Annotated in this window: 16 protein-coding genes and 1 pseudogene; 7 read left to right on the top strand and 10 right to left on the bottom strand. The window is 71.0% G+C overall.

The features are described 5' to 3' along the window. Positions 1-35 precede the first annotated feature (35 nt). Entirely contained in the window at positions 36-293 is a 258-nt protein-coding gene (locus tag QFZ75_RS07890; RefSeq protein ID WP_307535005.1) for a hypothetical protein, read from the top strand. 136 nt (positions 294-429) lie between these two features. Then, a complete protein-coding gene (locus QFZ75_RS07885) occupies positions 430-1596 on the top strand; it encodes a glycerate kinase (protein ID WP_307535003.1) in 1167 nt (388 codons plus the stop codon). 164 nt (positions 1597-1760) lie between these two features. On the opposite strand, the gene QFZ75_RS07880 is transcribed toward QFZ75_RS07885, so the two are convergent. After that, a complete protein-coding gene (locus tag QFZ75_RS07880) occupies positions 1761-2945 on the bottom strand; it encodes a CdaR family transcriptional regulator (RefSeq protein WP_307535002.1) in 1185 nt (394 codons plus the stop codon). A gap of 216 nt (positions 2946-3161) precedes the next feature. Here QFZ75_RS07880 and QFZ75_RS07875 point away from each other — a divergent pair, with 216 nt between their 5' ends. From QFZ75_RS07875 to QFZ75_RS07855, 5 genes are read left to right on the top strand one after another with little or no spacing between them, the layout of a single operon-like run. Beyond that, positions 3162-3968: an ABC transporter ATP-binding protein gene (locus QFZ75_RS07875; protein ID WP_307535000.1), complete on the top strand. Its 807-nt coding sequence runs from the start codon at positions 3162-3164 to the stop codon at positions 3966-3968. Between the two features lie 10 nt (positions 3969-3978). Beyond that, the gene (locus QFZ75_RS07870; RefSeq protein ID WP_307534999.1) at positions 3979-4875 is read left to right on the top strand and encodes an ABC transporter ATP-binding protein; all 897 of its coding nucleotides are present in this window, start codon (positions 3979-3981) and stop codon (positions 4873-4875) included. After that, a complete protein-coding gene (locus QFZ75_RS07865) occupies positions 4872-5762 on the top strand; it encodes a branched-chain amino acid ABC transporter permease (RefSeq protein ID WP_307534997.1) in 891 nt (296 codons plus the stop codon). Before QFZ75_RS07870 ends, QFZ75_RS07865 begins: the two co-directional genes overlap by 4 nt. Continuing rightward, positions 5755-6888, top strand: coding sequence for a branched-chain amino acid ABC transporter permease (locus tag QFZ75_RS07860; RefSeq protein WP_373465823.1), 1134 nt, complete (start codon positions 5755-5757; stop codon positions 6886-6888). Before QFZ75_RS07865 ends, QFZ75_RS07860 begins: the two co-directional genes overlap by 8 nt. Before the next feature lie 5 nt (positions 6889-6893). Beyond that, positions 6894-8159 carry an ABC transporter substrate-binding protein gene (locus tag QFZ75_RS07855; protein WP_307544289.1) on the top strand — a complete coding sequence of 422 codons (1266 nt, stop codon included), beginning with the start codon at positions 6894-6896 and terminating at the stop codon, positions 8157-8159. A 141-nt stretch (positions 8160-8300) separates the two neighbouring features. Here the strand turns inward: QFZ75_RS07855 and pssA are convergent, their stop codons facing one another. The 9 genes and pseudogenes from pssA to QFZ75_RS07810 all read right to left on the bottom strand — a co-directional run bounded on the left by pssA (position 8301) and on the right by QFZ75_RS07810 (position 19254). Further along, positions 8301-9119, bottom strand: a complete 819-nt coding sequence (gene pssA, locus QFZ75_RS07850; RefSeq protein ID WP_307544287.1) for a CDP-diacylglycerol--serine O-phosphatidyltransferase — start codon at positions 9117-9119, stop codon at positions 8301-8303. A gap of 22 nt (positions 9120-9141) precedes the next feature. Then, positions 9142-9798, bottom strand: coding sequence for a phosphatidylserine decarboxylase (locus QFZ75_RS07845; RefSeq protein ID WP_307534995.1), 657 nt, complete (start codon positions 9796-9798; stop codon positions 9142-9144). Between the two features lie 169 nt (positions 9799-9967). Beyond that, positions 9968-11182, bottom strand: a complete 1215-nt coding sequence (locus tag QFZ75_RS07840; protein ID WP_307534993.1) for an acyl-CoA dehydrogenase family protein — start codon at positions 11180-11182, stop codon at positions 9968-9970. 2 nt (positions 11183-11184) lie between these two features. Then, positions 11185-11697: a MaoC family dehydratase gene (locus QFZ75_RS07835; RefSeq protein ID WP_307534991.1), complete on the bottom strand. Its 513-nt coding sequence runs from the start codon at positions 11695-11697 to the stop codon at positions 11185-11187. A 4-nt stretch (positions 11698-11701) separates the two neighbouring features. Next, positions 11702-12676: a CoA ester lyase gene (locus QFZ75_RS07830; RefSeq protein WP_307534989.1), complete on the bottom strand. Its 975-nt coding sequence runs from the start codon at positions 12674-12676 to the stop codon at positions 11702-11704. Further along, positions 12673-14701, bottom strand: a pseudogene (locus QFZ75_RS07825) (protein meaA). The gene QFZ75_RS07830 and the pseudogene QFZ75_RS07825 overlap by 4 nt, the downstream one beginning before the upstream one ends. A 10-nt stretch (positions 14702-14711) precedes the next feature. Then, on the bottom strand, positions 14712-16049 hold the full coding sequence (ccrA, locus tag QFZ75_RS07820) for a crotonyl-CoA carboxylase/reductase (protein WP_307534986.1): 1338 nt from the start codon (positions 16047-16049) through the stop codon (positions 14712-14714). Positions 16050-16454: 405 nt separating this feature from the next. Next, entirely contained in the window at positions 16455-17270 is an 816-nt protein-coding gene (locus tag QFZ75_RS07815; protein ID WP_307534985.1) for a TetR family transcriptional regulator, read from the bottom strand. A 157-nt stretch (positions 17271-17427) separates the two neighbouring features. Next, a complete protein-coding gene (locus tag QFZ75_RS07810; protein WP_307534984.1) occupies positions 17428-19254 on the bottom strand; it encodes a 3-hydroxyacyl-CoA dehydrogenase family protein in 1827 nt (608 codons plus the stop codon). Positions 19255-19374: the final 120 nt, after the last annotated feature.

Genomic DNA, 19374 nt, shown 5'->3' with positions numbered 1-19374 from the left:
TCATATGCATGTCCGTGTCGCGCGTCTGGAGTCCCATGAAGTCGTTGAGCCGTACGACCGTCCTCGCGGTCGGTGCCGCCGCGGTCGTCGCCGTCCTGTCCGCCACCGGGACCGGTGCCGCCGCGGCCCGGGCGGCGCGCGCCGAGCCGCTCGTCGAGACCGGGGACGTCGGTGTGCGGACGGGGGACCTCGACCTCCTGGAGGACGTGCTGGAGCACATCAGCGTGCCGTTCGGGCACAAGGGCACGCTGACGCACCAGCTCTACGACTCGCGCGCGATCGACGCGGGCTGAGCGGCCGTCCCGGGCAGCCGTCCCGGGCAGCCGTCCTGGAGGGCGGCCCTGGGCAGCGGCCCCTTCCTGCGGTTAGGGTCGCAGCGGCGCGACTGCCTTGACGTGTGCAAGGCCCGAACAGCAAGGGGAATGCAAGGTGGCGGACGCTGCAGTGAATCGGACCGGCAGCCGTACCCAGCGGGTGCTCATCGCCGCGGACAAGTTCAAGGGCACGCTCACGGCCGTGCAGGTAGCCGAGCGGGTGACGGCGGGACTGCGCCGGATCGCGCCGGACGTCGAAGTGGAGGCCCTCCCGGTCGCCGACGGCGGCGACGGCACCGTCGACGCGGTGGTCGCGGCCGGGTTCGAGCGGCACGAGGTACGGGTCGCCGGGCCGCTGGGCGACGAGGTCACCGCCGCGTTCGCGCTGCGCGACGGGACCGCGGTCGTGGAGATGGCCGAGGCGAGCGGGCTGCAGCGGCTGCCCGCCGGGGTCTTCGCGCCCCTCACGTCGTCCACCTACGGGTCCGGGGAACTGCTGCGGGCCGCGCTCGACGCCGGGGCGCGCACGATCGTGTTCGGCGTCGGCGGCAGTGCGACCACCGACGGCGGGGCCGGGATGCTGGCCGCGCTCGGGGCCCGGTTCCTCGACGAGGACGGCGAGCCCGTGCCGCCCGGGGGCGGTTCCCTCGGAGAACTCGCCACGGCGGACCTGACCGGTCTCGACCCCCGGCTCACCGCCGTCGACGTCGTCCTCGCCAGTGACGTGGACAACCCGCTGACCGGTCCGAAGGGCGCGGCGGCGGTGTACGGACCCCAGAAGGGGGCCTCTCCCGACGACGTGGCGGTCCTCGACGCGGGGCTCGCCCACTTCGCGGCGGTCCTGGAGAAGGCGATCGGGGGCCGGGCGGCGGAGTACGCCGTCGCGCCCGGCGCCGGGGCCGCCGGGGGCATCGGGTACGGGGCTCTCGTGGGTCTCGGTGCCGGATTCCGCCCCGGGATCGAGGTCATGCTCGACGTGCTGGGGTTCGCGTCCGCGCTGGAACGGGCGACGCTGGTCATCACGGGTGAGGGGTCGCTCGACGAGCAGACCCTGCACGGGAAGGCTCCCGCCGGGGTGGCCGCCGCCGCGCGGGCCGCCGGCAAGGAAGTCATCGCCGTGTGCGGGCGGTTGGCGCTGGCGCCCGAGGCGTTGGGACGGGCCGGGATCCGGCGGGTGTATCCGCTGACGGAGGTCGAGCCGGATGTCGGCCGGTGCCTCGCGGAGGCGGGCCCGATCCTGGAGCGGGTCGGGGAACGGATCGCCGCGGACTTCCTCCGCTGACCTGAGGATTTCGCCCCCGCCGCCCCTACCCGTTCCCGTCACCACTCGGGGGCTGCGCCCCGAACCCCCGGTCCTCGGACGCCGGACGGGCTGAGTTTTTCAGCCCGTCCGGCGTCCGAGGACGAAGGGGGCCCGGGGCGCAGCCCCCGGAGGCGAGGGAACCCTCAGCTCAACCGGTACGCGTCCAACGCCAACGTCATCTCGATCAGGTCCCGCGGCCGCGCGAGCGACCGCGATGTGAGCTGCTCCAGACGCCGCAGGCGGTTGAAGACCGTGTTGCGGTGGCAGTAGAGACGCCCGGCGGCCCGCCCGGCGGACCCCTCGCAGCACAGCCACGCGTCCAGCGTCTCCAGCAGCACCGCCCGGTCCGCCGGCTCCAGTTCCAGCAGCGCACCGAAGACGTCCGCCACCAGCCGCCCGGCCAGCTCCGGCTGGCTGACGACGAGCGCCGTCGGCATCCGCTGGTCGAGCCGTACGACGGCATTCGCGTCGGGCGGACACGTCCGCAGGGCCAGCTCGGCGAGCCGTCGCGCCCGCCCGAGTTCGGCGAGCCCGGCGACCACGGGACTGATCCCGCCGGGACCGGAGCAGCGCCCGTCGAGCGCCCGCGCGACCCCGTCCAGGCCCTGCCCGGCCGCGAGGGCCACCACCCCGACCTCGCAGTCCGCCCGCATCCGCCACACGAACCGCAGCCCGTCGCCCTCCACGGGCCGCCGTACGGGCTCGCGCCGTTCGGAGCGCAGCACGACGACGGCGTACGGGCCCCGCTCGGGAAGGTCGAGCCCCGCCGCGGCGCGCGCCGCCAGGCCGGGCGCCTCCTGCCCTTCAAGGAGCGCGTCGAGCAGTGCCTGCAGCCGCTCGTCGGTACGCCGCCGGAGCTCCGCCTCGGTGGTCAGGTACGCCTCGGTCGCCGCCGCGGCCTGCGCGTCCACGGCGGACCACACCATGGTCGCCGACCGCATCAGCGCGCCGAGCCGCTCCGGTTCCCTCCCGGCCGCGTCCTCCAGCAGCGCGTCCCACACCAGATAGCCCGCCGCGCGGTACGCGTGCACCAGCAGCTCCAGCGGCAGCCCCTGCTGGGCCCGGCGCCGCCCCGCGTCCTGCGCGTACTCCAGGTCGCGGCGCGGCGAGTCCCGCGGCGCGGAGATCGTCCCGATCCCGATCCGCATCGCCTCCTCCGCCTCCCGCCACTGCTGGTCGTACGGCAGGAACTCCCCGTAGACGGGGGAGTGTCCGGCCAGCTGTCGCATGTGCTCGTCGACGAGTTCCGGCAGCCGCTCCAGCAGCGCCGTGCAGGACTCGGCGAGCAGCTTCCAGTCGTCACCGGTACGCCTTCTGCGGGCTCCCATGACCGGAGGATGCCATCGGTCACCCGCCGCGCACAGGCCCCTGACACGCGGTGTTGTGCGCGCGCACAACGCGCACCCGCGCCCGCTGGTCACCCGCAGCGATTCGCCCGCGCCCCGTGGACGGGCGCCTTTGCCGGTGCTGTGGTGAGCGCCACACCGACCGTGAACACGCCGCCGGACCACGGCGGTCGAGAGCGCGACGACAGGGGGAATGCCATGGGTGGTCCAGGGCTGGCCGTACACGAACTGTCGGTCGGATACGGTCCCGTACGAGCACTGCGCCAGGTGTCCCTGGAGGTGCCGGAGGGAGCCGTGGTCACGGTCCTCGGCGGCAACGGCGCGGGCAAGTCGACCCTGCTCCGGGCGATCTGCCGGACCCTGTCCTTCCACGGCGGCGCGGTCACCGGCGGCACGGTGAGCCTGGACGGCCGCCGGATCGACGGCGTGCCGCCGGACCGGGTGGTCGCCGCCGGGATCTCCCAGATCCCGGAAGGACGGCGGGTGTTCGCCCGGATGACCGTCGCGGACAACCTGCGGGCCGGGTCGCTCGGCGCCACCGGGAGCCGCGCGGACCGGGCCGCCGCCCTGCGCCGCGTCCACGAACTGTTCCCCGTCCTCGCCGACCGCGCCCAGCAGCGCGCCGGCCTCCTGTCGGGCGGCGAGCAGCAGATGCTCGCGGTCGGCCGCGCCCTGATGGCCGCTCCGAGGATGCTGCTCCTCGACGAACCGTCGCTGGGGCTCGCCCCGTTGATGGCCGAGCGGATCGCCGAGACGGTCCGGGAGATCAGCACCCAGGGCACCTCGATCCTGCTCGTCGAGCAGAACGCCGCCCTCGCCCTGCGCCTCGCCTCCCACGCCTACGTCCTGGAGGTCGGCGAGGTCACCCTGTCCGGCCCGGCGGACGAACTCGCCGCCTCCGACGAGGTGCGCCGCCGCTATCTGGGCGTGGTCGACGAGGACGCGGCGGCCGACGCCGAGCGGGCCCGCGCCTCGCACCCGGCGCTGACCCGATGGAAGGGGTGAGCACACCACCATGACGAACGACGCGCCACCACAGCCCACTTCACCAGGCACAGGCACCGGAAACGGCACAGGCACCGGTTTCGGCTCCGGCACCGATACCGGCACCGGCCACGATGCGGGCGTACCGCCGCTGCACGTACGGGACCTGACCGTGCGCTTCGCCGGCCTGACCGCCCTGGACGCCATCGGTTTCACCGTGCGCCCGGGCACCGTCCACGCCCTCATCGGACCGAACGGCGCCGGGAAGTCCACCTGCTTCAACGTCCTGTCCGGCGTCTACCGCGCCACCGCCGGCAGCGTCCGCTTCGGCGAGCACGAACTGACCGGGATGCCTCCGCACCGCATCGCCGGCCTGGGCGTCGCCCGCATCTTCCAGAACCTCGCCCTGCCACCGCTCGCCACGGTCGAGGACAGCCTCCTGCTGGGCCGCCACCGGCTGACCCGCAGCGGCTTCCTCTCCGCCGGCCTGAGGCTCCCCGCAGCGGCCCGTGAGGAGCGCCGTCACCGTGAACGCGTCCGTGAGATCGCCGAGTTCGTCGGCATCTCGTCCTGCCTCGGCCGGCCGGCCGGCTCCCTCCCGTACGGGCAGCAGAAACTCGCCGAACTCGCCCGCGCCCTGTGCATGGAGCCCCGCCTGCTTCTCCTGGACGAACCGGTGGCCGGCATGACCGCCGACGAGCGGACCCGTACCGCGGCCGTGATCGCGGGCGTCCGCGACAGCCTCGGCATCTCGATCGTCCTGGTGGAACACGACATGGGGGTGGTGATGCGGCTCGCCGACGCGGTGACCGTACTCGACTTCGGGCGCCGCATCGCGGACGGCGCCCCCGCCGACGTGCAGAACGACCCGGCGGTCGTCCGCGCCTACCTCGGGGAACGCCCCGACGAGGAGGAGGCCACGTCATGAGCACCTTCGTCGAACTCCTCCTCAACGGCATCTCCATGGGGTCGGTCTACGCCCTCATCGCCCTCGGCTTCGTGGTCATCTTCCGGGCCACCGAGGTCGTCAACTTCGCCCACGCCTCGCTGCTCCTCGCGGGCGGGTACTTCACCGCGACGCTCCACGACGACATCGGCTTCTGGCCCGCCCTGCTGGTCGGGATCGCCGGGGCCGCGGTGGTCGGGGCGGCCGTCGAGTTCCTGGTGATGCGCCGCTACCGGGGCCACGACCACAGCGTCCTCGCCATCGTCACGATCGGCGTGGACATCCTGCTCACTACGGAACTGACCCGCCGGATCGGCACCGACGTCCTCCCGCTCGGTGATCCGTGGGGCGACTCGGTGCTCACCGTCGGCCCCATCTCGCTGGCGCACACGCGCATCGCCGCCTTCGTCACCGCGGGCCTGCTCATCACGGTCTTCCTGCTCGCGTTCCGCTACACCTCCTGGGGCGTCGCGATGCGGGCCGCCGCGGAGAGCCCCGAGACGGCCGCGCTGATGGGCGTACGGCTGGGCCGGGTGTCGCTCGGGGCCTGGGCCGTGGCGGGCGGACTCGCCGCCGTCGCCGCCCTGTTCCTGACGGTCTTCCCCACGCCGGGCCTGGAGAGGGCCACCTCGCTCGCCGCCCTCAAGGCCTTCCCCGCCGCGATCCTCGGCGGCCTGGACTCCACGACCGGAGCGCTCGTCGGCGGCCTGGTCGTCGGCGTCACGGAATCCCTGGCGACCGGCTACCAGAGCGAACTGAGCTTCCTGGGCCGGGGTCTGGGCGACGTCGCCCCCTACCTCGTGATGACCGTGATCCTGCTCATCCGGCCCGCCGGGCTGTTCGGCACGAAGGAGCTCGCCCGTGTCTGAAGCGTCGGTCTCCGAGGCGTCCGTGCCTGAAGCACCCGTGTCCGAAGCCCCCGCCCGCCGCCCCGCGCGGTTCGCCGTCCGCAGGCGTACGTACGGGTGGGCCGCCGGCGGCCTCCTGCTGCTCCTCCTGCCCTTCTACCTGGACCGGTTCTGGCTCCAGGCGGGCCTGTTCGCGATGGCCGCGGCGATCGGCGCGATCGGGCTCAACCTGCTCACCGGCTCCACCGGCCAGCTCTCCATGGGGCACGCCTTCTTCCTCGCGGTCGGCGCGTACGGCTACTGCGTGTTCGCCGCGGACAGCGGTGACGGGCTGACCGGCCTCGGCCTGCCGACCTGGCTCGCGGCCGTCCTCGCCGTCCTGGTCGCGGGCCTGGCGGGCGGCCTCTTCAGCCCCATCGCGGGACGTCTGCGCGGCGCCTACCTGGGTATCGCCACCCTCGCGCTGATCTTCATCGGGCAGCACGTGCTGTTCAACGCGCGGGACCTCACCGGCGGCTTCAACGGGCGCGACGTACCGCCCCTGAGCCTGTTCGGGCTGACCTTCGACGACACCGAGCTCCTCGTCGCCGACGTCCCCTTCGGCTCCGCGGAGAAGCTCTGGTACGCGGGACTCGTCCTGCTCTGCGGCTGCGGGCTCTTCGCCCGCGGGGTGCTGCGCGGGCGTCCCGGCCGCGCGATGAACGCGATCCGCGACCACCGCATCGCGGCCGGTGTCATCGGTGTCCCGGTGGCCCGCTACCGGGCCGCCGTCTTCGTCCTGTCCTCGATGTACGCGGGCCTCGCGGGCGTCCTGCTCGCCCTGGTCTTCCAGCGGACGGTGCCGGACTACTTCGGCATCACGCTGTCGCTCGAGTACCTCGCCATGATCGTCATCGGCGGGCTCGGCTCGGTCTCGGGGGCGGTGGTCGGGGCGGTCTTCGTCTCCCTGCTGCCGCAGCTGCTGACCCGCTACAGCGACGCGCTGCCCCTGGTCTCCGCCCCGGGTACGGGCGGGATCGCACCGGGCGAGGCATCCCGGTACCTCTATGGCGCCGCCGTTGTCGCGGTGGTGCTCTTCCTGCCCGGCGGCCTGGTCAGGGTGGCCGCCGGGCGACGCTTCAGGACCGATCCAGGGGAGGAACGATGAGCACGATGAACGCGACCCGTACGGCCAGGGTGACCGCGGGCGCCCTCGCAGCGCTGCTGCTGCTGTCCGGCTGCAGCTCGAAGGTCAAGGACGACGACAAGAAGGGCGACACGGCCGCGGGGGAGGTGAAGACCGGTGAGGGCATCTCCGGCAAGACCATCACGCTGGGCGCCCTCACCGACATGACGGGGGTGTACGCGACCCTCGGCAAGAGCGTCACACAGGCCCAGCAGCTCTATGTGAAGCAGCTGAACGCCGGCGGGGGAGTGTGCGGCTACAAGGTCGAGCTGACCGTCCGCGACCACGGCTACGACCCGCAGAAGGCCGTCTCCGGGTACACGGAGCTGGCGCCCAAGGTGCTGGGATTCGTCCAGTTCATCGGTTCGCCGTTCGTCGCCGCGGTCAAGCCGCGCATCGACGGCCAGGACAAGGGCCTGGTCCTGCCGCAGGCCTGGTCGTCCTCGCTGCTCGGCAGCTCCTACATCCGGGTCATCGGGTCCACGTACGACATCGAGACGATCAACGCCGTCGACTTCCTGATGAAGGAGAAGGGCCTCAAGAAGGGCGACAAGCTCGGGCACGTCTACTTCGAGGGCGACTACGGCGAGAGCGCGCTGACCGGCTCCGAGCACATCGCGAAGGAGGCGGGCCTGACCGTCGTCGAACAGAAGATCAAACCGACCGACAACGACATGACCGCGCAGGTCGCCGCCCTGAAGAAGGCCGGCGTCAAGGCGATCGTGATCAGCGCGGGTCCGCGCCAGGCGGCCTCCCTGGTCGGCGTCGCCGCGGCCGGTGGCTTCGACGTCCCGATCATCGGCAACAACTCGGCCTTCGCCCCGCAGCTCCTCGCCACCCAGGCGGGCCCGGCACTGGAGAAGAACTACTACGTGGCCTCGCCCTCGCTGCCCATCGGCGCGGACACCCCGCAGGCCCAGAAGGTGGTGGCCGACTACAAGAAGGCGTACCCGAAGGACTCCCTCGACAACGGCGTGGTGGCCGGCTGGACGGCCGCCGCCACGTTCGGCGAGGCGCTGAAGAAGGCCTGCGCGAGCAAGGACCTGACCCGCGAGGGCGTGGACAAGGCCGTGCTCACCATCGACGCCCTGGACGCGGGCTTCGGCACGGCGCAGAACTTCACCGATCCCAAGGCCGCCTCCTCCAAGGAGAGCGTCATCCTGCAGCCCGACAAGTCGGTGACGGGCGGCATGAAGGTGGTCCGGGAACCGGAGGTCTCCACGGTGGCGGAGGCGTACACAGTGACCCCGTAGGAGAGGGGGCGCCCCGTGAGGGACGCGGGGAGCTGCGCGAGCAACCCCCACGCACCCGCACGGTGAGCGGTGAGCGCTCAAGGGAAGGGCCCCGAACCGAACGGTTCGGGGCCCTTCCCACACCACACGACCACACGACGACTACGGCAGCTGCGCAGCCCGCGCTTCCCGCCGGTTGCCGCGAAAATTGTTGACCCTGCGAGCCGTGGCGAAGAGGGGGATGACGGCCCCCATCACCAGCTGAAGCGCACAGCCGGTCTGGAGCAGCAGCTGCCCGCCGGGCGCGTCGAACGCCCACGCGGCCAGCAGCGCCATGCTCAGCACGATCCAGGAGAGCATCGCCCCGGCGAGGCGCCCGCGCGGCTTCGGGTACTCGACCCGGCTGACCATGAGCCACGCCGTACCGATGATCGCCATGAGCGTGGCGACGAACGGCAGCTCGAGCAGCACGATCGACACGACCGTCAGCGCGCCGAACGGCGAGGGCATGCCCTGGAAGGTGCCGTCCTTGACGGTGACGCACGAGAATCTCGCGAGGCGCAGCACGACGGCCAGCAGGACCACGATGCCCCCGACCGCCGCCACCCGCTGGTGCGCGTCGTCGGCGACCATGCCGTACACGAGGACGAAGTACGCCGGTGCCAGACCGAAGCTGATCAGGTCGGAGAGGTTGTCCAGCTCCGCGCCCATGGGGGAGGAGCGCAGTTTGCGGGCGACCAGGCCGTCGAACAGGTCGAAGACCGCGGCGCACAGCATCAGGATCACGGCGGTCGCGGCGCTGTGCCGCGCCATGCCGGTCTCCTGGCTGCCCGTGAGGTGCGGGATGAGGATGCCGGTGGTGGTGAAGTACACCGCCATGAAGCCGCACGTGGCGTTACCGAGCGTGAGCGTGTCCGCTATCGAGAGGCGGAGGGAGAGGGGCATCTCCTCCTCGTCGTCCACGTCGTCGGCCTCCGGCACCCAGCCGGTCCGTGCCTCAGGATCAGTCACGGTCAATGCGAGTCACCCCAGCCACGGTCTTCTGACCGACCTCCACGTCGACCTCCACGCCCTCGGGCAGGTAGATGTCGACGCGCGACCCGAAACGGATCAACCCGATCCGCTCGCCCTGCTCGACCTTCGTGCCCCGTGGGACGTACGGCACGATGCGCCGCGCGACCGCACCGGCGATCTGGATCATCTCGATGTCACCGAGCTCGGTGTCGAAGTGCCAGACGACGCGCTCGTTGTTCTCGCTCTCCTTGTTGAACGCCGGAACGAACCCGCCGGGGATGTGCTCGACCGACGTCACCGTGCCGGAGAGGGGCGCGCGGTTGACGTGGACGTTCAGCGGGCTCATGAAGATCGCGACGCGGGTGCGCCCGTCCTTCCACGGCATGATGCTCTGCACCACGCCGTCGGCGGGCGAGATGACCCGGCCCTGGGTGATCTCGCGCTCGGGGTCGCGGAAGAACCACAGCATGCCTGCCGCCAGAGCGGTGGCGGGCACGGCCACTGCCTTGGCGGCGCCGGACTTGCGCGCGCGTACCAGGCTGAGGGCTGCGGTGGCGACGGTCGGGAAGAGCCACGGCGATGCTCCGCGCGCAAGACGTACGCCGGCCCGGCTGTCGCGTGGTGCAGAGGTTTGGCTGTGGGGCATGGATGACCTTCGTAGCGGATGATGCCGCACGGTGACTGGGGACGGCGGCTTTCCCGAATCGTACCGGTCGCAGGCCACAACTGGGTAAGCCAGGAAGCCGAGTCGGTGTCCGAGGACCGCTGGCGGGGTGTGATCTTCAACTCGATGAAAACACCCCGAATCGGTATATTCAGCCCTGCAGCCGATACTCCTCGAGCAGCCTGCGGCCGATGATCATTTTCTGGATCTCGGCGGTACCTTCGCCGATCAGCAGCATCGGGGCCTCCCGGTAGAGGCGCTCGATCTCGTACTCCTTCGAGAAGCCGTAGCCGCCGTGGATCCGGAAGGCGTCCTCCACGACCTCTTTGCAGTACTCGGAGGCGAGGTACTTCGCCATCCCTGCCTCGAGGTCGTTTCGCTCCCCGGAGTCCTTTTTGCGTGCCGCGTTGACCATCATCGCATGGGCGGCCTCGACCTTGGTAGCCATCTCGGCCAGCTTGAACTGGATCGCCTGGTGCTGGGCGATGGGCCTGCCGAAGGTGTGACGCTGCTGGGCATAGGAAACGCCCAGCTCAAAGGCGCGCTGGGCGACCCCGCAGCCGCGCGCGGCCACATTCACCCGGCCGACCTCGACGCCGTCCATCATCTGGTAAAAGCCCCGGCCGGTGGTGCCGCCGAGCACCCGGTCGGCCGGAACGCGCAGACCGTCCATGATCATCTCGGTGGTGTCGACGCCCTTGTAGCCCATCTTGTCGATCTTCCCCGGGATGGTCAGGCCGGGGCGGACCTCACCGAAGCCGGGCTCCTTCTCCACCAGGAAGGTCGTCATCGACCGGTGGGGCGCGGCGGCCACCTCTTCAGGGGTATGGCCTTCGTCACTCTTCACGAGAACGGCCACGAGCGTCGACGTACCGCCGTTCGTGAGCCACATCTTCTGCCCGTTCAGGACATATCCGTCGCCGTCCTTCACCGCCCTGGAGGTGATGGCCGACACGTCGGAGCCCAGCGCCGGCTCGGACATGGAGAACGCGCCGCGCACCTCGCCCGCCGCCATGCGCGGCAGGAAGTACTCCCGCTGCTCCTGCGTGCCGTGCTGCTTGAGCAGGTAGGCCACGATGAAGTGGGTGTTGATGATGCCGGACACCGACATCCAGCCGCGCGCGATCTCCTCCACGCACAGCGCGTAGGTGAGGAGCGACTCGCCGAGGCCCCCGTACTCCTCGGGGATCATCAGGCCGAAGAGGCCCAACTCCTTGAGTCCGTCGACGATCGCCTGCGGGTACTCGTCGCGGTGCTCCAGCTCGGTCGCGACCGGGAGGATCTCCTTGTCCACGAAGTCCCGTACGGTCGACAGGATCTCCCGCTGGATGTCGGTGAGACCGGCGGTCTGGGCGAGTCGCGCCATGGCTACTTCTCCTGCTCCTTGAGCTGGGGCCGGCCGGGCTGTTCGCCGCCGCGCTCCTTGATGTACGTCTCGGTCGGCACCATCACCTTGCGGCGGAACACGCAGACCAGCGTGCCGTCCTGCTTGTAACCCCTGGTCTCGACGTGCACGATCCCGCGGTCGTCCTTCGACCGGGAGGGCGTCTTGTCGAGGACCGTGGTCTCGCCGTAGAGCGTGTCGCCGTGGAAGGTCGGCGCGACGTGCCTGAGCGACTCGATCTCCAGGTTGGCGATCGCCTTGCCCGACACGTCGGGGACGGACATGCCGAGCAGCAGGGAGTAGATGTAGTTCCCGACCACCACGTTCTTGCCGAAGTCGGTGGTGTTCTCGGCGTAGTTGGCGTCCAGGTGGAGCGGGTGGTGGTTCATGGTCAGGAGACAGAAGAGGTGGTCGTCGTACTCCGTGACGGTCTTCCCGGGCCAGTGCTTGTAGACCGCGCCGACCTCGAACTCCTCGTAGGTGCGTCCGAACTGCATGGGATCAGGCCTCCGGGACTTCGAACTTCGAGGTGCGCCGCATGCCGGCGGCCCGGCCCTTGCCGGAGATCACCAGGGCCATCTTGCGGCTGGCCTCGTCGATCATCTCGTCGCCGAGCATCGCGGAACCCTTCCGGCCGCCCGCCTCCGACGTGCAGTACTCGTACGCGTCCAGGATCAGCTCGGCGTGGTCGAAGTCCTCCTGGGAGGGCGAGAAGATCTCGTTCGACGCCTCGACCTGACCGGGGTGCAGCACCCACTTGCCGTCGAAGCCGAGGGCGGCGGCCCGCCCGGCGACCTCGCGGTAGCCCTCGACGTTGCGGATCTGCAGGTAGGGGCCGTCGATCGCCTGGAGGTCGTTGGCGCGGGCGGCCATCAGGATCTTCATCAGGATGTAGTGGTAGGCGTCCGCCGGGTAGCCGGGCGGCTGCTCGCCCACGACCAGCGACTTCATGTTGATCGACGCCATGAAGTCGGCCGGGCCGAAGATGATCGTCTCGACGCGCCGGGAGGCCGCCGCGATCTCGTTGACGTTGTTCAGGCCCCTGGCGTTCTCGATCTGCGCCTCGATGCCGATCCTGCCGACCTCGAAACCCATCGTCTTCTCGATCTGCGTCAGCAGCAGGTCGAGGGCCACCACCTGCTGGGCGTCCTGGACCTTCGGCAGCATGATGCAGTCCAGGTTCGGCCCCGCGCCCTCGACGACCGTCACGACGTCGCGGTACGTCCACTCGGTCGTCCAGTCGTTCACCCGCACGACCCGCGTCTTGCCCGTCCAGTCGCCCTCGTTGAGGAACTTGACGATGGTGTGCCGCGCCTCCGGCTTGGCGAGCGGCGCGCACGCGTCCTCCAGGTCCAGGAAGACCTGGTCGGCGGGCAGGCCCTGGGCCTTCTCCAGGAAGCGGGGGTTCGAACCGGGCACGGCCAGGCAGGAACGCCGCGGACGCAGGCGGTCGACCTGGGGGGCGGGGCTGGTCATGCGGGGACCTCCAGAGGGTCGAGCTTGTTCGCTGTGCGGATCTCGTCGACGATACGGCCGATGATTCCGGTGATGTCGAAGTCCTTCGGGGTGAAGACCGCGGCCACTCCCGCGGCCCTGAGCCGCTCGGCGTCGGCGTTCGGGATGATCCCGCCGGCGATCACCGGGATGTCGTCGGCGCCGGCCTCGCGCAGCCGCTCCAGCACGTCGGGCACCAGCTGGGCGTGGGAGCCCGACAGGATGGACAGGCCGATGCCGTGGACGTCCTCGGCGACCGCCGCGGACACGATCTCCTGGGGCGTGAGCCGGATGCCCTGGTAGACCACCTCGAACCCGGCGTCCCGGGCCCGTACGGCGATCTGCTCGGCGCCGTTGGAGTGCCCGTCCAGGCCCGGCTTGCCCACCAGGAAGCGGAGCTTGCCGACGCCGAGGTCCTTCGCGGTCAGGTCCACCTTGCGGCGGATCGCGGCCATCGCGGTGCCCTCCTCGGCGGTCACCGCGACGGGCGCGGACGACACACCGGTGGGGGCGCGGAACTCGCCGAACACCTCGCGCAGGGCGCCCGCCCACTCGCCGGTCGTGACCCCGGCGCGGGCGCACTCCAGGGTGGCCTGCATCAGGTTGCCGGTGCCCTGCGCGGCCTCCTTCAGCCTCTCCAGCGCCTTGCAGGGGCGCGGGTGGTTGAAGGGCGGCTGGTACCGGGTGTCGCGCCACTCCCGGAGGGCCGCGGTCACCCGCGCCTCGACCGCGGGGTCGACCGTCTGGATCGCGGCGTCCAGGTCGGCGGTGAGCGGGTTCGGCTCGGTCGACTCGAAGATGTTGACGCCGACGATCTTCTCGTCGCCGGACTCGATACGGGCCCGGCGCTTCGCGTGCGACGAGACGAGCTGCGACTTCAGGTAGCCCGACTCGACGGCCGCCATCGCGCCGCCCATCTCCTCGATCCGGTCCATCTCGGCGAACGAGTCCTCGACCAGCTCGGCGACCTTCGCCTCGACGACGTGCGAGCCCTCGAAGATGTCCGCGTACTCCAGCAGGTCGCTCTCGTAGGCGAGGACCTGCTGCATCCGCAGCGACCACTGCTGGTCCCAGGGCCGGGGCAGCCCCAGCGCCTCGTTCCAGGCGGGCAGTTGCACGGCACGCGCGCGGGCGTCCTTGGAGAGGGTCACGGCCAGCATCTCCAGGACGATCCGCTGGATGTTGTTCTCCGGCTGGGCCTCGGTCAGCCCCAGGGAGTTGACCTGGACCCCGTACCGGAACCGGCGGTGCCTGGGGTTCTCGATCCCGTACCGCTCGCGTGTGACACGGTCCCAGATGCGGCCGAACGCCCGCATCTTGCACATCTCCTCGACGAAGCGGACGCCCGCGTTCACGAAGAAGGAGATGCGCGCGACCACGTCCCCCTTCTGGTCCTCGCGGATCTGCCCGGACGCGAACACCGCGTCGAGCACGGCGATCGCGGGTGGACATCGCGTACGCGATCTCCTGGACCGGGGTGGCCCCCGCCTCCTGCAGGTGGTAACTGCAGATGTTGATCGGATTCCACCTGGGGATGTTGTTGACCGTGTAGCAGATCATGTCCGTCGTCAGACGGAGGGAGGGGACCGGCGGGAACACGTGCGTGCCCCGCGACAGGTACTCCTTCACGATGTCGTTCTGGGTCGTCCCCTGGAGCCGGGTGATGTCGGCGCCCTGCTCCTCGGCGACGACCTGGTAGAGCGCCAGCAGCCACATGGCGGTGGCGTTGATGGTCATCGAGGTGTTCATCTGCTCCAGGGGGATGTCCTGGAACAGCCGGCGCATGTCACCGAGGTGCGACACCGGCACACCGACCCGGCCGACCTCGCCGCGGGCGAGGACGTGGTCGGGGTCGTAGCCGGTCTGGGTCGGCAGGTCGAACGCGACCGACAGACCCGTCTGCCCCTTGGCGAGGTTGCGCCGGTACAGCTCGTTGGACGCCTCGGCGGTGGAGTGACCGGCGTAGGTGCGCATGAGCCACGGCCGGTCCTTCTGGCGCTCAGTCATGGGGGGACCCTCAGACGTTCCGGAAGCGGTTGATGGCGTCGACGTGCCGGGCGCGCTTCTCCGGGTCGCGCACGCCGAGGCCCTCGGCGGGCGCCAGCGCCAGGACGCCGACCTTGCCCTGGTGGAGGTTGCGGTGCACGTCGAAGGCGGCCTGCCCGGTCTCCTCCAGCGAGTACACCTTGGAGAGCGTCGGGTGGATCTTGCCCTTCGCGATCAGCCGGTTGGCCTCCCAGGCCTCGCGGTAGTTGGCGAAGTGCGAGCCGATGATCCGCTTCAGGGACATCCACAGGTAGCGGTTGTCGTACTCGTGGTTGTAGCCCGAGGTGGAGGCGCAGGTGACGATCGTGCCGCCCTTGCGGGTGACGTAGACGGAGGCGCCGAAGGTCTCGCGGCCCGGGTGCTCGAAGACGATGTCGACGTCCTCGCCGCCGGTGAGCTCACGGATGCGCTTGCCGAAGCGCTTCCACTCCTTCGGGTCCTGGTGGTGCTCGTCCTTCCAGAACCGGTAGTCCTCGGCGGTGCGGTCGATGATCGCCTCGGCGCCCATCGCCCGGCAGATGTCCGCCTTCTGCGGGCTGCTCACCACGCAGATGGGGTTGGCGCCGCCGGCCAGCGCGAACTGGGTGGCGTACGAGCCGAGGCCGCCGCTCGCGCCCCAGATCAGGACGTTGTCGCCCTGCTTCATGCCGGCGCCGTTGCGCGAGACCAGCTGCCGGTAGGCCGTGGAGTTCACGAGCCCCGGTGCGGCGGCCTCCTCCCACGACAGGTGGTCCGGCTTCGGCATCAGCTGGTTGGACTTGACGAGCGCGATCTCGGCGAGCCCGCCGAAGTTGGTCTCGAAGCCCCAGATGCGCTGCTCGGGGTCGAGCATGGTGTCGTTGTGCCCGTCGCTGGACTCCAGCTCGACGGACAGGCAGTGCGCGACGACCTCGTCACCGGGATGCCAGGCGTTCACGCCAGGGCCGGTGCGCAGCACGACGCCCGCGAGGTCCGAACCGATGATGTGGTACGGCAGGTCGTGGCGCTTGGTCAGCTCGCTGAGCCTGCCGTAGCGCTCCAGGAAGCTGAAGGTGGACACCGGCTCGAAGATCGAGGTCCACACCGAGTTGTAGTTGACCGAGGAGGCCATCACGGCCACCAGGGCCTCGCCGGGGCCGAGCTCCGGCACCGGCACGTCGTCCAGGTGGATGGACTTGCGGGGGTCCTTGTCGCGGGTGGTGAGCCCGGCGAACATCTCCGTCTCGTCCTTGTGCACGGTGACCGCGCGGTAGGACTCGGGGAGCGGCAGGGCGGCGAAGTCGGCGGACGTGGCCGTCCGCGACTGGATCGCGTCCAGGATTTCCTTCACGGTGTCGCCTCCGGCGATGAGCGTCCGGGGAAGGACGCTGAGGGTTACGTCGGGGTGGGTAGCTGCTGGTGGGGTGTGCCGTCGGTCCGGCGGAGGGTGGTGGTGTCGGCAGCGCTTTGTGGCGCGGAAGGGTGCCTGTGACGCAGGCGTCCGGGCGCGCACACCGTGGTGTGCGGGGACAGCCGGCGTACGGAGGATCCCTGCACGCCGGCCGCCCGGACCTCTTCAACGTATGACACGCCGTGCCATCTAGCAAGGCACCGAGTGCCAAAAATTTCTCTCATCTGTCATCCGGTCGTCACGGATGAGCGATGATCGATCAGTCGGGGACGCAAAAAGGCGGAGGACGCAAAAAAGGGGCACCGCCCTTGTGGGCGTGCCCCTTCGACGGTGCTGGAGGTCGCTCTACGACCGTTCCTTGAGAGCCTGCTCGATCGTGCGCATGACCTGGTGGAGCGGTGCGTCGACGCGGGCGACGGTCACCAGCACCTCGCCCTCCACCGAGGCGGTGGACAGGGGCGCCGTGTGCGTGGAGGCGTCCCGCCCGGCGCCTATCCCGGTGCCGAAGGTCTTGCGGACGATCGAGAAGGCGTGGTCCAGCTGGGCCTCGACGTCCCCCTGCGCGCCGGCCCGCAGCCACCTGCGCAGGACGTGGTTGTGGGCGGTGACCACGGCCGACGCGGCGACCTCCGCGAGCAGCGGGTCGTCGTTGGCGTCGTCGTCGTGGGCGTGCTCGTCGAAGTGCCCCAGCAGATAGCGCGTGAACAGCCGCTCGTAGCGGGCCACCGAGGCGATCTCCGCCTCGCGCAGGGTCGGCACCTCACGGGTGAGCTTGTAGCGCGAGACCGAGATCTCCGGCCGGGCCGCGTACATCTGCATGACTTCCTTGATCCCGCGGCACACCGTGTCCAGTGGGTGCTCGTGGGCCGGGGCGGCGTTGAGCACGGCCTCGGCCCGGGTCAGGGTGTCGTCGTGGTCGGGGAAGATGGCCTCTTCCTTGGAGCGGAAGTGCCGGAAGAAGGTGCGCCGGGCGACCCCGGCCGCGGCCGCGATCTCGTCGACCGTCGTCGCCTCGTACCCCTTCGTCGCGAAGAGTTCCATCGCGGCGGCCGCCAGCTCGCGGCGCATCTTGAGCCGTTGCGCCGCCGCGCGGCCGCCCGCGGCGCTCTCCGGCGCGTCGGACGAGGCTGGTGTACGGGAGGACTTGGCGGACCGGGACATGCCCCGAACGTACTGCATGGACGCGCCGGAGCGCTCGTGACCGGGTCTTTCCCCGTCCGCGGGCGCCCCGGTGCCGGGGTCGAGCAGCCCGCCCCACCCGAGCCGTCCGCGGCCCGGCCCCGGGCCGCGCCGGCCGGGGCCGTCGTCGCGCGGCGGCTCAGCGCCGCGCATATTCGCGGAAGCCGCGGCCCGTCTTGCGGCCGAGGCAGCCCGCGGCCACCAGGTGCTCCAGGAGGGGCGCCGGGGCGAGTCCCGGGTCACGGAACTCGCGGTGCAGCACCTTCTCGATGGCGAGCGAGACGTCCAGACCGACCACGTCGAGGAGCTCGAAGGGGCCCATCGGGTAGCCGCCGCCGAGCTTCATCGCGGCGTCGATGTCGTCGAGCGTCGCGTAGTGCTGCTCGACCATCTTGATCGCGTTGTTCAGGTACGGGAACAGCAGCGCGTTCACGATGAAGCCCGCCCGGTCGCCGCAGTCCACCGGGTGCTTGCGGACCTTCGCGCACAGCTCGCGGACCGTGGCGTGCACGTCGTCCGCGGTCAGGACCGTACGCACGACCTCGACCAGCTTCATCGCGGGCGCCGGGTTGAAGAAGTGCATGCCGATCACGTCCTGCGGCCGCGAGGTGGCGCGGGCACAGGCGACGACGGGCAGCGAGGAGGTCGTGGTGGCCAGGATCGCCCCCGGCCTGCAGACCTTGTCGAACACCGCGAACAGCTGCCGCTTGACCTCCAGGTCCTCGGCGACGGCCTCCAGCGCCAGGTCGACGTCGGCGAAGGCGTCGTACGAGCCCGCCGCCGTGATGCGCCCCAGCGTCTCGGCCGCCCCCTCGGCCGTCATACGGCCCTTGTCGACGGAGCGTGAGAGCGACCTGCCGATCCGGGCCTTCGCCGTCGCCGCCTTCTCCTGGCTGCGTGCGGCGAGCACGACCTCGTACCCGGCCTTCGCGAACACCTCGGCGATGCCGGACGCCATCGTCCCGGACCCCGCGACACCCACCGAGCGGACCGGCCGGGCGGCGGACGGGGACCCCGCGGCGGAGGGGGTCAGCGCGTCGGGGACGACGGTCGCGCTGCCCGGCGCGTCGTACGTGTAGAAGCCGCGCCCCGACTTGCGCCCGGTCAGCCCCGCCTCGCTGAGCTGCTTCAGGACGGGCGCCGGCGCGTGCAGCCGGTCGTGCGACTCGGCGTACATGGCCTCCAGGACCGTACGCGCGGTGTCGACGCCGATCAGGTCGAGCAGGGCGAGCGGGCCCATCGGCAGGCCGCAGCCGAACCTCATCGCGGCGTCGATGTCCTCACGGCTGGCGTACTTCGCCTCGTACATCGCGGCGGCCTGGTTGAGGTAGCCGAAGAGCAGGCCGTCGGCGACGAAACCGGGGCGGTCGCCGACCGCGACGGGCTCCTTGCCGAGTTCGAGCGCGAGGTCGGTGACGGCCGCGACGGCGTCCGGCGCGGTCAGCACGGACGAGACGACCTCGACGAGCTTCATCGCCGGCGCCGGGTTGAAGAAGTGCAGCCCCAGCACCCGTTCGGGGTGCGCCGAGTCGGCGGCCAGCCGCGTGACCGACAGCGCGTTCGTACCGGTCGCCAGGATCGTCCCCGGCCGCACGACGTCGTCCAGTTCCCTGAAGATTTGGTGCTTGACCTCGTACGACTCGGGCGCCACCTCGATCACCAGGTCGGCGTCGGCCGCGGCCCGCAGGTCGGTGAAGGTGCGGAAGCGGGCGAGGGTGTCGTCGCGCTCCTGCTCGGTGAGACGCCCGCGCCGCACGGCACGGGCGGTCGCGGACTCGAGCGCGCCGACGGCCTGCGCCGCGGCCGCCTCGCTGACGTCGATGCCGACGACCTCGCGGCCGGCCCGGGCGAGGATCTCGGCGATACCGGTGCCCATCGTGCCGAGGCCGACGACGGCGACGGTCCTGAGGGCTGTCCCCGACGACGACGGGGAGGACGAGGAGGGTGCGGACAGGGGAGCGGCCATCGCGGGACTCCAGGAATGAGTGACGGCTGAGGGACGCACCGGGATACGCCGACGGGCGCACGGAGTGCGGAGGTCACGCATGCGGACGCGGATGCGGATACGCATGCGGGTGAGGATGCC

It is taken from the genome of Streptomyces sp. V3I8 (genome assembly GCF_030817535.1).
In the GTDB taxonomy this organism is placed as follows: Bacteria; Actinomycetota; Actinomycetes; order Streptomycetales; family Streptomycetaceae; genus Streptomyces.
Note: the sequence above shows the minus strand (reverse complement) of the source record. Positions and strands in the feature narration are given on the sequence as shown.